Here is a 14,708-nt window from a genome sequence, read left to right as displayed (position 1 = left end):
TTTTTTGAGAGGTTAATAATTATTTTATGACAGCGAATTACATTATTGCATCTTATTTATAAGGCATTAAGTAATCCAGGGGAACCATATCACCTACCATTTTGTAAGCCCATACACCCTCATATAAAAGCGAACTCGGATTGTTCACAGCACCGCTTTCATAAAAGCCCACCCATTTACCGAGCTGATAGGCCAGCGAAATCTGCTTCCTTTTCAAATCATCAGGCCTTTTGATCTTATATTCGGGGTGCCTGTTGAAATCTGCGGTTTCCCTTTCCTTTTCATAGACGATATACAGCGCATCCTTAAAACTCATTGTTTTCATGTGCGCTGATCTGGGGCTGACCAGTGAATCCAAAGGCACTTCTTTTCTCACGAGGACCTCCAGTGTATCTGGCTCTTTCTTCATATTCAGCCAATACTTCAGTGAATCCTTCGCTTTCCTTACCTTGATACCTTTACGCAGGTTTTCAGAAAAAAGCTTAATTCTTTTGTCAATCACAGGGTCCGCAGGTCTTTTGGCATTAGGAGCTTTGACCATCTTATTGATCAGGAAACCCTCCGCCTTACTTGTGCCCCTGTACAGCGAAGTAAAGAAATGTTGTGGTGAACCTGCATAGGCCAGCCTGCGCTTCTCATTATATCTCTTCCTTCTCAAAGAGTCTTTTTCAAGTTCTTCAAAGTAAGGATAACCGTAATAATGCACATAATTGGTCTCCTCGTCCTTTTGAAAATACTGCAGCAGGTAGTGTATGCGGTAGCCCAGCGCCTTATTTTCTATCGTAATGAATTCATTTGCACTGGCCATCAGGGTATGGTTATTGGCATCATATTCAAAAAAAAGAGCATCTTCATTTAGTATCCTACAGCTTTTGGCATTCTTTGAGGTCCCCAAAAAGGCTTCCTTAAAGGCCCTGAGCCGCCGTGCCCTGTATGGGTCAGGCCGCACAATCACTTCCTTCAGCACACTCACCGACTCTTCCAGCACAAGGTCAAAATCTGTAGATCTGACGGACAGCGTTACATTCTGACTGGCGGGCAAATACCCGATCATCTGAACCAGTACAGTATAGCTTCCGGGATTTAAGTTAGCGATCAAAAACCGTCCTTTATTATCAGCTGAAACTCCGATTTTATAATGGCTCAGATATACCGATGCACCTGGAAGCGGCTGCCCTTTCCGGTCCTTGATCATCCCTGAAATGCTCAATTTCTTTGCGTTTATCTGCATCGTATCCTTTGCGCTGATCATGACCAGCCGGTCGTGTATAGCATATTTTAACGGAAGGTCCGAAAAAGCCGAATCCAGTGCCTGCTCAATGCTTGCATTCTTCACATCAATACTTACCGGTTTTATATTTTTCATTATTTCCTCGTTATATAGAAAATCGTAACCGCTTTGCTTTCTGAGTTCTTTAAATACATTTTGCAGCCTTACCTCCGTCTTTTTTACCGTGATTTTCTGTGCAAAAGCGCCGGTATAAATGATTGCCGTGAAAAGAATGATCAACGCTATCTTCATTTATTCCACGACTACGGTCTTTCCTTCAATTTTAAACTTAACCTTTCCGGTGACCTCCAGTGCTTTGAGTACGGTCGACATGTTTTTTGATCTGGAGATTGTACCGCTAAGGTGCAGCCCACTGTGGTCCCCGTTGTCAATGATCTCGACATTGTACCACCTTGACAACTGGCGCAGGATGCTGCCGAACGCTTCATTGTTAAAAATAAAGTCCCCATTCTTCCAGGCCACAGTTTCATTTACATCAGCACTGCTCACTTTCAGCGTATTTTCCGCAAGCTGTGACTGTTGTCCGGGCAGCAATACTTTTTGTCCTTTGTCACTTAATACTTTTACAGAACCTTCCAGCAGTGTCGTTCTGGTAGCACCTTCGTCACCATAAGAGTTGACGTTAAAGTGCGTACCCAGTACTTCGACCTGCTGCCGGTCTGTTTTAACAATAAATGGATGACTTTTGTCTTTTGCAACCTCAAAATAAGCCTCACCGCTAAGTTGCACCATACGGTTTTTGAGGTTAACAAAATTTGCAGGATAAGTTATGGAAGAAGCGGCATTGAGCCAGACCTTCGATCCATCAGGTAGAATTACCTGGTATTGCTGCCCTTTGACAGTCGAGAGCGTATTGAATACGGTGGAGAGCGTATTAATTTCTTTGTTAAATCCAGCAAAACTATAAACCAGTTTTCCGTCGACAGTCTTGGAGATAGATACGCCGTTCTGTTCCGCTATTTTTCCGTTGGCTGCTTCAGACAAAGCAATTTTGACTCCATTCGCCAGGGTAAGGGTTGCGGTTTGTATACCTGGTGCTATGTCATTGGACTGTTTTTTTGAGACCCGGGAATTGGTGACGGGTTTGATATTGGTTTTTGAATCGTAACTAAAGAGATAGGCACCGGCAACAATAAGTACGGCAGCGGCCGCCACTGCCGGATACCACAGCTTTCTTGTTTTCGAAGGGATAGCCTGTGTTTTCATCAGAGACCTGTAGATCAGATCACTCTCGGCTTCCAGTTCAGCCTCTGATAGCACGGGTACATCTTTTCTTCGAAAATAATGCAGTCTGTATTTTGCTGTCTGTTCCTCTTTGTTTTCTTTTTCCATGACTTGTCTACGGTATGGCGGAACCCATAAATTCCGCATTCATAAACAAAGACAACTCAGGAATAGTAAATGGGGACAACGGATGAAAAAAAATACTCAAATAATGTAAGTAATGTAAATGAGCAGGCCAAGTTTCAGCTTTAAATGCTTCATGGCCCTTTTCAACTGGGTATTTACTGTAGATTCAGCGACTCCGGTATATTCAGAGATTTCCTTTGCAGACATATACCTTTTGCTTTTTAGCTCATAGACTTCCCGCATTCGCGGCGGCATTTCGGCAATGGTCTTTTCAATCATTGCAGAGATGTCTTTTTCCCTGATGAGGTAATCTGTACCCTGACTTTCAATATCGATGTAAAAAGTCCCTTCCTCAGCATATTTACTCAACACCTGCTTATGCTTATAGATGTTATAGATCTTATTGAGCACAGATTTGTACAAATAACCAGCAAGACTTCCGGTAAAATTCAGAGTTTTCCGGTTCGTGAGCATCCAGGCAAATACATCCTGAATGACATCTCTCGATTCCTCTTTATTGCCCAGTTTATGATAGGCATAGAGGTAAAGCGGCTTGTCATAACGCAGGTAAATTTCCTTAAATGCAGCATCATCCCCGGAGCTAAATAGTGCAATTAATTCCTGATCGTTATAGCTGCTGTAACTGGGCATCCTGCGAATATTTGGTTACCATAAAGATATAAAATTAATTCTTACCCTAATATTGAATCTTTATTCTGATCAAAAAAATGGAACTCTGTCGTAAATCCGCTCTACAATTGTCGTATATGCCCCTGTCCAATGGCTGTTTTTACTTGCATATTTGTTAAAGCAAATTAATACAACCATAAATCAACACTAAAAATTACTTTTATGTCAGACAACAAAGTTTCATTGCACAGAGTCATTAAGGCCTCACCTGAAAAGGTATATCGTGCCTTTACCGAGACCACAGCTATCGCTTCGTGGCTGCCTCCTTACGGTTTCCTTTGTACCGTACACAAAATGGATGTTAAAGAAGGCGGTAGTTTTAGAATGTCGTTTCACAATTTTACAACCGGTAACGGCCATTCGTTTGGCGGGGAATATATAGAGGTAAAACCCAATGAGTTTCTAAAGTACACAGACAAGTTTGACGACCCAAATCTGCCTGGTATAATGACTACTTCAGTTTGGTTCCAGAAAACTTCCGTAGGTACAGAATTAAAAGTATTGCAGGAAGGAATACCTGCTGTGATACCAGCCGAAATGTGTTACCTGGGTTGGCAGGAGTCCCTGGAAAAACTGATCAAGCTGGTAGAACCTGAAATACCGGATGCCTGAAAACAGGCTTCCGGCATTGTGGTCAGCGCAGTAAATCTATTGGGAAAGTGCGAAAGAGATCGGCATATTGTACCTTACTCTTACGGCTCTGCCGTTTTGTATCCCCGGTTTCCACTTAGGTGATTTTTTGATCACGCGTGCCGCTTCTTCATCCAGCGATTTGTGGACGCCTCTGACCAGTGTCACATTTGAGATAGAACCATCTTTTTCTACTACGAAACTGATATAGACTTTTCCTTGTTTGTTCTGTTCCTGCGCATCATAAGGATACCTCAGGTTTCTTCTCAGGTATTTTTCCCAGCCTTTCATTCCGCCTTCAAAATCGGGATAGATTTCAACGGATGTTCCGTCATAAATGGTTTCCTCGGTTCCTGATCCGGAGTCAGCACCCAGACCTGCACCATTGCCGTCGCCTTCAGCTGGAAGCGAGGTCAGATTGGTTTCTTTACCGGTTTGTGTCACCGGGCCTACAACAGCGTTTTCCATTTCATCCACGGTTGGCGGTTCGACAATCAGGGGCTTATTGACTACTACCGGGTTTGACGGAAGCTTGACCATTTTGATCTTTTCCTTGATGGGTTCAGATTTGGGCAGCTCTATTTTCTCTACAGGCTTGGGAACCTCAACTATTGGAGGCCTTTCAAGTTCCACTATCCGGCTTGTCGGCAAGCTATTGTCAACAGTCCTCTCGCCTTTGATCAGACTGTAGATTTTCGGACTGGCAAATAATAAGATAAACAGCGGTGCAGCAATAAAAAGCGCACGCAGGGTATTGCTGGCCGATTGTGATCTGAGCTCGTAAGCACCATAAGACTGGTTCCTGTTTTTGAATACAAGATTGAGCCACTCAGTCCTGTACAAATTTGATGAAGTGTTTAGCATGGTTTTCTGATATTGGTTTAATCAGATGATGATACCAGTATCCGAATTCCATAAATTTCTTCGCTTGTTGTTAAAATCCTATGCCTTATTAATAAAACTGAGTTTTATATCCATAAACCTCTGATAGTAAAAGGCATTCATCTGCGGGGACTATTCCATCAGAAGAAGTAGCGGAAAAGAGACTGGACGCAGCTGCGCAAACGCCAAGTTCCAGGGAAGCTCTCATTTGCCAATCGTTATGGATACCCAATAGCACACCGGCAGCAAAAGCATCACCGGCACCTACTGAACCCTGAATTTTATACGGGGGCAGGTCAATGCATGGCTGGAACAATGTATTACCCAAATGGTCAACTGCAATCGTGCCTGCCGGAAAGTGAAGTATCACCCATTTATTCACGCCCATTTTCAGAATGGTTGATGCCGCCTCATAACATTTATCCGGTATTAAGTAGCCATCATCCGTTACCGTGTTGACCCCTGCTATCATTCCGGCTTCAAATTCATTTACAAAAAGATAATCGATATATTTCAATGAAGAGGGAATCACATCTTTGAAGCGGTTCGATTTTTCACTTACAATATCAGCAGATGTGATCAATCCCTTTTGCTTCGCTTCTTTTAAAACTTTTGCGGCCCCGGTCTCTCCATCAGGTTCTATGATATCAAGTTTATCCAGCAGCAACAGATAACCCAGGTGAAAAATTTTGGCTGTTGAGCCAGAGAAATCAAAATGCTTCCTGTCAAGGTGTGCATTTGCACCTCTTTGATGAAAGAAAGTTCTTTTCCCGGTTGACTTTACGGTCATTACATCTGTATAGGAAGTGTTTTCGTTCTGCAGTTTTTTAATCTGAGTGGCGTCAATACCCATATCCAGACACTCCTGAATAACGCCAGCGCCCCTTTCGTCATCACCGACCAAGCCAAGTCCATATAGCGGGAAATCAGCTTTAAGTTTAACAAGCGCCTTTAAAATGTTGTAGGCGGATCCTCCATTACTGCTGTATTCCATCAAAATATTAACCAACTTCTCTTCCTCAGGAAAAGCATCTACAACTTTTACCTGGTCTATTATCCAGTTGCCACCAACCAATATTCCGTTTTTCATAAAATCTTTTATTCACTTATTACTGTAATGAGCGCAGGCCCATCCGCGGCCATTTGGAAAAGCACCTGCACCTAAATGAGTCAAATCCCAAGCAGTTTCATCTTTTAAAATGCACGGTTATTCAAACATAACAAAACAACTTGTATATATAAGTTGAAATAAAAACTTTTTTCATGCAGTATCCGGATTGCTGTTTAAATCAAAAAAACCGGGCTAATTCCTTCTTATATCGTGATACAGAAGAATCTTAGCCCGGGTCTTTTGGTTAACGGAAGACAGGCTTAGTGCCCCCCTGCAATTTGCTCCGCTTTCACCTGGCCCAGTTTTGCCTGGCAGTAAAATCCAAAGAAAGCGATGTACAGGTAGCAGAACACAGGCACAAAGAAGGAATGCTGGATTCCGTAAGCATCTGCCAGTGCACCCTGCACCAGTGGCAGCAAGGCTCCCCCAAGGATGGCCATAACCAGCAGCGATGAACCCTGACTGGTATATTTTCCAAGACCGTGTATAGAAAGGGTAAATATGTTTGACCACATGATGGAATTGAACAAGCCTACGCCGAGGATGGTCCACATAGAAGCAGCACCGTCTGAGAAAATGGTAAACAGGATTAAGCCGCCGCTGATCAGCGCAAATATAGAAAGCGTTCTGGCAGGGGCAGATTTACCAATAAAGAAGCCCAGCAGATTAATGCCTATAAATATAAGGAACGTTGATATCTGAGCGAAATTAAGGTCTACAATAAAAAAGATCAGCAGGAATACTGCCGCAGCTGTAACAATCATATATAAGGCTTTCTTTCCGGCAGCGAATTCCTGGTTCAGTGATATCGAGCCCAGAAATCTTCCGATCATGGCACCACCCCAGTAGAGGGCCAAATAATTTTTACTAACCGCCTCAGGAAGACCCATAATGTCCGGAAGTGCCAGGAAGTTGATGATGAAACTTCCGATACAGACTTCACCGCCCACATAAAAGAATATGGCCAGGATACCCAGTTTAAGCTGGGGAAACTGGAGTGCGCCCAGGCCTTTTTCAGCGGTTTCTTCAGATCTGAAATCGGGCAGTTTAATTCTGAACAGCAAAAAAGCCAGTAAAAGAAAAATTCCGGTAAATATAATGTATGGTATTTCTGTAGCCGCAGCGGTGATCTTGCCGTCTATAGCAAAGAATTCAAAAATCAGGTATCCGCCGATGATGGGTGCGATGGTAGTACCCAGTGAATTAAAAGCCTGTGCCAGGTTCAGGCGGCTGGATGCACCTTCTGGTTTGCCCAGCAGAGAGACGTAAGGATTGGCTGCAATTTGCAGTAAAGTAAAACCTAAGCCCAGAATGAACAGGGCACTCAGGAACAAACCGTACACTGAGTAGCGGGCGGCAGGATAAAAAAGAAAACAACCGATAGCTGCAACGATGAGCCCAAGGAGCATTCCGTTTTTATAACCAATCTTGTTGATCGGATCACCTTTAAAATAAGAGATCACAAAATAAATTAGAGAACCTGTAAAATAGGCACCAAAAAAGCAAAATTGCACCAGCATTGATTGTAAATAGCTGAGCTGGAAGAGTTCTTTGAGATGCGGGATCAAAACATCATTCATGCAGGTTAAAAAGCCCCACATGAAAAATAAGGTGGTTAGGCTGATAAAAGGAACGGTATATCCTTTATTTTCTGAGTTATTGCTCATATTGCGATTAAAATATTATGGTTTATTAACAAATATGGTAAAATTATTCGATCTGAGACCAGAAATTCGATATTTTAGGGAAACCACGAAAATGTCTGTTTTCGGAAACAAATTTGCATTAACAGGCAAAAAAACTCTTAAAAATCTTGGAATGTTTACTGACATTAGTATTTTTACAAACAATTGCAGGGAAATATTTAAAAAATATTCTATTTTTGATGAAATTTTAAACAAATAAATGAAAAGCTTAAGAACAATTGCATTAAAAGAAGCTCAGAATAGAGTTTCACCTGAGGTAAAAGCTCCGTCGAACAGAATTTCTGAGTTTTTTGGCGTGAATGTTTTTGATAAGAAAAAGATGAAAGATTTCTTATCGAAAGAGGTATTTGAGAAACTTGTGTCAGCCATTGACCAGGGCGAATTGATTAATCATGAAGATGCCAATCAGATCGCTACAGCTATGAAAAGCTGGGCAATGGGCAAAGGTGCCACGCACTATACGCACTGGTTTCAGCCTTTGACAGGAACTACCGCTGAAAAACATGATGCGTTCTTTGAGCCTAGCAGCGATGGTGCAATTGAGAAATTTGCAGGAAGTGCACTTGTTCAGCAAGAGCCTGATGCATCAAGCTTCCCTAACGGCGGGATCCGCAATACTTTCGAGGCCCGCGGTTACACTGCATGGGACCCTTCATCTCCGGCATTCATCATGGAAAGCAAAGCTGGTAAAACACTTTGTATCCCTACTGTATTTGTTTCTTACACAGGCGAAGCGCTTGACTACAAAGCTCCTTTATTGAAAGCACTTGCTGCTATGGACAAAGCTGCTGTTGACGTTTGCCAGTATTTTGATAAAAGCATCACTAAAGTAAATGCATCTTTAGGTATCGAGCAGGAATATTTCCTGGTTGACCTTGCGTTGCACAATGCACGTCCTGACTTAGCTTTGACTGGCCGCGCATTGTTCGGTCACATGTCTGCTAAAGGACAGCAACTGGAAGACCACTACTTCGGTTCTATTCCTGAGCGTGTATTCACGTATATGGTAGATTTCGAAAATGAGGCTTTGAAACTGGGTATTCCTTTGAAAACCCGTCACAATGAGGTTGCTCCTTCTCAGTTTGAGTGTGCTCCTATCTATGAAGAAATCAACTTAGCAATCGACCACAACCAATTGCTGATGGATTTGATGGAGAAAGTAGCCTTGAGACACAACTTCAAAGTGTTATTGCACGAGAAACCATATGCAGGCATCAACGGTTCTGGTAAGCACAACAACTGGTCTCTGATTACTGACACTGGTAAAAACCTTCTTGCTCCGGGCAAAACGCCTAAAAACAACCTGATGTTCTTAACTTTCTTCGTGAACACAGTTAAAGCTGTACACGAGCATGCAGACTTGTTGAGAGCTTCTATCGCTTCGGTAAGCAACGATCACCGTTTAGGTGCAAACGAGGCTCCTCCAGCGATCATCTCTATCTTCCTTGGTCAGCAACTGAATGAGGTCCTTGATGAGATCGAGCACTCACGCATTAGCAAAAAAATCAAAGAAGACAATGCTTTATGGTTAGGTATCCCTAAAATCCCTCAAATCCTACTTGACAATACTGACCGTAACCGTACTTCACCTTTTGCCTTCACTGGAAACAAGTTTGAATTGAGAGCGGTAGGTTCTTCTGCGAACTCTTCTGCTCCTATGACTGTATTGAACGCAATCGTAGCTGATCAGCTGACTAAATTCAAAGTTGATGTAGATAAACTGATCAAGAAAGGCGAGAAAAAAGACATCGCGCTATTGACCGTCATCAAAAAATACATCAAAGAATCTAAAGACATCCGTTTTGAAGGAAATGGTTATAGCCAGGAATGGGCTGATGAAGCAGAAAGACGCGGCTTAGCCAATATCAAAACTACTCCGCTAGCGCTTGATGCTTATGTAAGTGAAAAATCTACAGAGCTGTTTACCAAAACAAATATATTCAGCAAACGTGAACTTCATGCCCGTCATGAGATCCTACTGGAAAACTATTACAAAAAACTTCAGATCGAAGCAAGGGTTATTGGCGAAGTGTCCAACAGCATGATCATTCCTGCTGTTATCGCTTACCAAAATTCTCTGATTGAAAATGCAAAGGGATTAAAAGATCTTGGCGTAAGTGCTGACATCCCTACAGGCATCATCAATAAGTTGACTGAGCACCTGACTATAGTTAAAAACAGTGTTGACGCGATGCTTGAAGCACGCAAGCAAGTGAATGCTGTTGAAGATACCCGCGAGAAAGCGATTGGCTATGATGAGAAAGTAAAATCTCATTTCGATAACATCCGCTACCATGCAGACAAGCTGGAGCAGATCGTTGACGACAGCGTATGGCCATTGCCTAAATTCAGGGAATTGTTGTTTATGAAATAATTCAACCTTTAATAACCAAATTTTTAGTTTTGTAGCCCCTGCTTTAATTAGTAGGGGTTATTTTTTTATCTTTGCGGTACATGAGTGATAACAGGTACAACCAGCGCGGCGTTTCTGCCTCCAAAGAAGATGTGCACCAGGCCATCAAGAATATAGATAAAGGTATTTTCCCTCAGGCTTTCTGTAAGATCATTCCAGATATACTGGGCGGTGACGATGCTTTTTGCAACATCATGCATGCGGATGGTGCGGGTACAAAATCTTCTTTGGCTTATGTCTACTGGAAGGAAACGGGTGATATTTCTGTTTGGAAAGGTATTGCCCAGGATGCCATTATCATGAATATTGATGACCTGATCTGTGTGGGTGCCACGGACAATATTTTATTGTCTTCGACCATTGGACGCAATAAGAACCTGATACCGGGTGAGGTGATCGCTGCGATCATCAATGGCACGGAAGAGATACTTGCGGATCTTCGTGAGCAGGGTATTTCTATTTATTCTACTGGTGGTGAAACTGCTGATGTGGGTGATCTGGTAAGAACAATCATTGTGGATTCGACTGTAACATGTCGTATGGAGCGTTCCAAGGTCATCAGCAACCATAAAATACAACCAGGCAATGTGATTGTTGGTTTGTCTTCTTATGGCCAGGCGACTTATGAAAGCGAGTACAACGGGGGTATGGGTTCTAACGGGCTTACTTCTGCCCGTCATGATGTGTTTGATAAGTCGGTAGCTTCAGGATATCCGGAGAGTTTTGACCCCGCTGTTCCTTATGACCTGGTTTTTTCCGGTGGCAAAAAACTGACGGATCTGGTTGAGGTCGGAAATGGTGCTGCAGTTACTGCGGGAAAACTCGTCTTATCTCCTACGCGCACTTATGCACCGGTGATTAAGAGGATACTCGAAGCGTTTCGCGACCAGATTGACGGGATTGTGCATTGCAGTGGTGGCGCACAGACTAAGGTGCTGCACTTTGTAAATGATGATGTACATGTGATCAAGGATAATCTGTTTCCCGTTCCACCGCTGTTTAAGCTGATACAGGAGCAGTCGGGCACGGAATGGAAAGAAATGTATAAAGTGTTTAATATGGGGCACCGTATGGAGCTGTATGTTCCAGCATCTATAGCAGCTTCTATTATTGAGATCTCAGAAAGTTTTGGTATTGATGCACAGGTTATTGGGCGGGTTGAATCTCTGGATAAGAAACAGGTAACGGTTGTTTCTGAGTTTGGAGAGTTTGTTTACAACTAGGTTTTCTTTTTAGAGAATTGCAGGATTTCTTGTTGGGAAATGGCAGGGTTTTCTTATTAAAGAAATTCAATGCTCTGTTTTCGGGCTGGCATCTCTTAGGCGCTCTGAAGGGAGCGCAAAGAGCGCTGATGCCCTCTCCCAGACATTGAATTTCCTGGATGCATATAGCGATGTTGTAAAGCTGCTTTTTTAAAGCAAGACTATTTGATTTTCTGCTTTAAAGCTTTCGCAATTGCAGCCTGCACCAGAGGCTCCATGATTGCATAACCGGCTTTAGTGGGGTGAATGCCGTCCTCAGCTAAATTCTTTGACAAACCATTGCGTTCGTCTTTCATCGCGTTGAAATAATCCACATAAGTGTATTTATTTTCGTCTGCGTAGCTTTTGATCCATTTGTTCAGGGCAATCACTTTGTCAGCGGGCTCTATTCCTGGCTTCCATGGGAATGCGAAAGCCGGCAGTACAGAAGATAAAACCACCCTGATCTTATTGGCCTTTGCAATTTCTGCCATCGCAGCAATGTTGTCTTGAATCATCTCAAGGGTTGAAGGCCCGGTATTTCCGGCGATATCATTGATGCCGCAAAGCAGTACCACAACCTTTGGTTTTAGAGCCACCACATCCTGGTGAAAGCGGATGAGCATTTGAGGTGTAGTCTGGCCGCTGATCCCCCGGCAGATATAAGGATTGGAAGAGAAAAACTCAGGAGAAGAATTCTTCCAGCCCTCCGTAATGGAATTGCCCATAAAAACGACCCTGGTTTCGCCCGCTGCTGGAGCACTCAATTTAGCATTTTCCTCCTGATAACGCTTGAGATTTGGCCAGTCCTGAGCCTGTGAAAACAATGAAGAAAAAAGCATGGCGGCAATTGCAGTAAGTTTGAGTGTGGTTTTCATAAGTTTTATATGGCTTAGTTGGTGCTGTTCAATGTGTAGGTCTGACCTGCTTTTGTAGCGAAGTCGTAAAGAATGGTTTCCTTAAGTGAAACTGTATTCAATTTGGCTTTTTCAGAAATAATTGGCTTTGGCGTCACGTTCACGGCGTAAAAGGGATTTGTGTTTTCACCCTTTGCTGCTTTAAGTGCAATACTTCCTTTCAATGCATTTGGTGTACGGATCCGGCAGTTTCCGCCATTGTTTGATCTGATCACCAGCTGTTTTACTTTTCCATCCTCCCATTTCAGGCTCACAATTTCAAAACCTCCCCTGGCACGTAATCCGCCAACGCTTCCGTTTGCCCAAACATCTGGCAATGCCGGCAATAAATGAATGTTACCGTCGTAACTTTGCATCAGCATTTCAGCGATGCCTGCGGTACAGCCAAAGTTACCATCAATCTGGAACGGCGGATGCGCGTCAAATAAGTTAGGATAAGTACCTCCGGATTCCGAACGGTTACTTGCCGGACTTAGCTGGTCAGTTAATAGTTTGTAGGCATGGTTACCGTCCAGGAACCTTGCCCACAGGTTGACCTTCCAGCCCATAGACCAGCCAGTAGAAACATCCCCGCGGTAAATCAGAGAAGTGCGTGCGGCATCGAAGAGTTCTGGTGTACGGTATGGTGAAATCTCCCCTGCCGGGAATACGCCGAACAGATGGGATACATGTCTGTGTTTGTCTTTTGGATTGTCCAGATCCTGCAGCCACTCCTGCAACTGGCTGTGTTGTCCTACCTGCATAGGCGCCAGACGGCTTCTCAGTGTTTGGAGCCGTTCCGCAAAATCCTTGTCTTTGCCCAATATTTCCGATGCACGGATCACGTTGGAAAAGAGTTCGAATAAGATCTGGTTGTCCATCGTGGTTCCAGCCTGTATAGATTTACCTTTAGCAACAGCAGGTGCATTTTCAGGTGAATTTGAAGGTGCTACGACCAGCCATTTATGCGTTGGTTCTTCAACAAGAAAATCGCTGTAGAACTGAGCGGAGCCTTTGATGGCATCGTACACGGATTCCAGATATTTCTTGTCACCGCTGTACAGATACTTATCCCAAAGATGACGGCTCAACCATGCACCGCCCATTGGCCACATACCCGAGTACACACCGTCGACATGGCCGGTAATGCGCCAAAGATCGGTATTGTGGTGTGTAACCCAGCCATTAGCTCCATACATTACTTTTGCAGTTTCTTGTCCGGTTTGGGACAGTTCCTTTACCATTTTGATCAATGGCTCATGCATTTCAGTCAGGTTGGTAGATTCGGCCGGCCAGTAATTCATCTCTGTATTGATGTTGATGGTATACTTACTACCCCACGGCGGGTTCATCTTATCATTCCAGATGCCCTGAAGATTCGCCGGCTGCCCACCAGGCTGCGAAGAGGAAATCAGCAGATACCTGCCAAACTGGAAGTACAACGCAGCAAGCTGAGGATCATTGCCTTTGGCAAAGTTCGCCAGACGAATATCTGTAGGATCTTTGATGGCATCTGTATGACCAAGATCCAGTTTAACGCGTTTAAAGTATTTTTGATACGCAGAGACATGGTTTTTCACCATCGCTGTGTAGGCCTTTGAACCGGCTTTGCTTAAATAGTCTGCAGCCCTTTTGCTTTCATCTCCACTCAGATCTTTATAACTGTTGAAGTTGGTAGCGATAGAGATCAAAAGGGTTACCGAATTAGCATTGTTTACATTGATGACGTTTTCAGTCGATGCAATCTTTCCCCCTTCGGCTTTAACCCTGACAATAGAAATGAATTTTACAGCTCCTTTCACCCCGTCCTTATCACCGGAGATACCACTTAAAACCAGCTCACTACCGTTTTTAACAGCAACCTGTGATTTTTGGCTACTTTCCATTCCTGCTGAAAAACTCAGCATCCCAGGTTTGTTTGTACTGAGTCTTACAACGATAACCTGATCAGTAAAAGAAGCAAAGATCTCTCTTGTATAGTTCACACCATTGACCACATAGCTTGTTTTGGTTATGGCTTTATCTAGATCCAGTTCCCTGTAATAATCTGAAAATGTTTCATGACCCGGAAAGGTCAGTTTCAGGTTACCGAGCAACTGGTAATTCATACCGTTGATCCTTGATTCTACATTGGCCGCTGCAACCTTGCTGGCCTCATCATATTTGCCTTCAAAGATCAATTTTCTGATCTCAGGCAGGGCCGCTAAAGCTTTTGGATTGTCATTGCGGTTTGGCCCTCCTGACCAAATGGTCGCTTCATTCAATTTGATCAGCTCCTCCTGTGGATTGCCATACACCATGGCGGCCAGACGGCCGTTCCCTACAGGCATTGCAGCTTCCCAAACCTTATCTGCAGGCTTGTCATACCACAATTTCATATTGGCATGCTGGGCATTTGCTACCGCAGCGCAGATAAGCAGTACCACACTTGTCAAGGCCGTTTTGATAAATACCTGATATTTCGGTTTGTTGGTTTGACTATTAAACATAGGATAGGT

Annotated in this window: 12 protein-coding genes; 4 read left to right on the top strand and 8 right to left on the bottom strand. The window is 43.4% G+C overall.

What is annotated here, in order from left to right; translation table 11 throughout:
- Positions 1 to 52: 52 nt before the first annotated feature.
- The 3 genes from QEP08_RS09270 to QEP08_RS09260 form a co-directional block, all read right to left on the bottom strand.
- The gene (locus tag QEP08_RS09270) at positions 53 to 1,522 is read right to left on the bottom strand and encodes a carboxypeptidase-like regulatory domain-containing protein (RefSeq protein ID WP_285057440.1); all 1,470 of its coding nucleotides are present in this window, start codon (positions 1,520 to 1,522) and stop codon (positions 53 to 55) included.
- Entirely contained in the window at positions 1,523 to 2,623 is a 1,101-nt protein-coding gene (locus QEP08_RS09265; protein WP_285057439.1) for a FecR family protein, read from the bottom strand.
- Positions 2,624 to 2,719: 96 nt separating this feature from the next.
- Complete coding sequence (locus tag QEP08_RS09260) at positions 2,720 to 3,292, bottom strand: RNA polymerase sigma factor (RefSeq protein ID WP_285057438.1); 573 nt, start codon at positions 3,290 to 3,292, stop codon at positions 2,720 to 2,722.
- A gap of 201 nt (positions 3,293 to 3,493) precedes the next feature.
- Here QEP08_RS09260 and QEP08_RS09255 point away from each other — a divergent pair, with 201 nt between their 5' ends.
- Entirely contained in the window at positions 3,494 to 3,943 is a 450-nt protein-coding gene (locus QEP08_RS09255; protein WP_285057437.1) for an SRPBCC family protein, read from the top strand.
- A gap of 36 nt (positions 3,944 to 3,979) precedes the next feature.
- On the opposite strand, the gene QEP08_RS09250 is transcribed toward QEP08_RS09255, so the two are convergent.
- From QEP08_RS09250 to QEP08_RS09240, 3 genes are all read right to left on the bottom strand, one after another.
- Entirely contained in the window at positions 3,980 to 4,825 is an 846-nt protein-coding gene (locus QEP08_RS09250) for an energy transducer TonB (RefSeq protein WP_285057436.1), read from the bottom strand.
- 88 nt (positions 4,826 to 4,913) lie between these two features.
- The gene (locus QEP08_RS09245; protein ID WP_285057435.1) at positions 4,914 to 5,933 is read right to left on the bottom strand and encodes a carbohydrate kinase family protein; all 1,020 of its coding nucleotides are present in this window, start codon (positions 5,931 to 5,933) and stop codon (positions 4,914 to 4,916) included.
- A 281-nt stretch (positions 5,934 to 6,214) separates the two neighbouring features.
- On the bottom strand, positions 6,215 to 7,555 hold the full coding sequence (locus QEP08_RS09240; RefSeq protein ID WP_285057434.1) for a sugar MFS transporter: 1,341 nt from the start codon (positions 7,553 to 7,555) through the stop codon (positions 6,215 to 6,217).
- Here QEP08_RS09240 and QEP08_RS09235 point away from each other — a divergent pair.
- From QEP08_RS09235 to QEP08_RS09225, 3 genes are all read left to right on the top strand, one after another.
- On the top strand, positions 7,554 to 7,859 hold the full coding sequence (locus QEP08_RS09235; protein WP_285057433.1) for a hypothetical protein: 306 nt from the start codon (positions 7,554 to 7,556) through the stop codon (positions 7,857 to 7,859). The two genes, QEP08_RS09240 and QEP08_RS09235, sit on opposite strands and share 2 nt — an antisense overlap.
- Positions 7,860 to 10,034 carry a glutamine synthetase III family protein gene (locus QEP08_RS09230; protein ID WP_285057432.1) on the top strand — a complete coding sequence of 725 codons (2,175 nt, stop codon included), beginning with the start codon at positions 7,860 to 7,862 and terminating at the stop codon, positions 10,032 to 10,034. It abuts the gene before it with no gap.
- Between the two features lie 80 nt (positions 10,035 to 10,114).
- On the top strand, positions 10,115 to 11,296 hold the full coding sequence (locus QEP08_RS09225) for an AIR synthase related protein (RefSeq protein ID WP_285057431.1): 1,182 nt from the start codon (positions 10,115 to 10,117) through the stop codon (positions 11,294 to 11,296).
- A gap of 200 nt (positions 11,297 to 11,496) precedes the next feature.
- Here QEP08_RS09225 and QEP08_RS09220 read toward each other — a convergent pair whose 3' ends face one another.
- On the bottom strand, positions 11,497 to 12,192 hold the full coding sequence (locus QEP08_RS09220) for an SGNH/GDSL hydrolase family protein (protein WP_285057430.1): 696 nt from the start codon (positions 12,190 to 12,192) through the stop codon (positions 11,497 to 11,499).
- 14 nt (positions 12,193 to 12,206) lie between these two features.
- On the bottom strand, positions 12,207 to 14,699 hold the full coding sequence (locus tag QEP08_RS09215; protein ID WP_285057429.1) for a glycoside hydrolase family 95 protein: 2,493 nt from the start codon (positions 14,697 to 14,699) through the stop codon (positions 12,207 to 12,209).
- Between the last annotated feature and the right edge of the window lie 9 nt (positions 14,700 to 14,708).

Origin of the sequence: Pedobacter ginsengisoli, assembly GCF_030244015.1 — a bacterium.
GTDB lineage: Bacteria > Bacteroidota > Bacteroidia > Sphingobacteriales > Sphingobacteriaceae > Pedobacter > Pedobacter ginsengisoli.
Note: the sequence above shows the minus strand (reverse complement) of the source record. Positions and strands in the feature narration are given on the sequence as shown.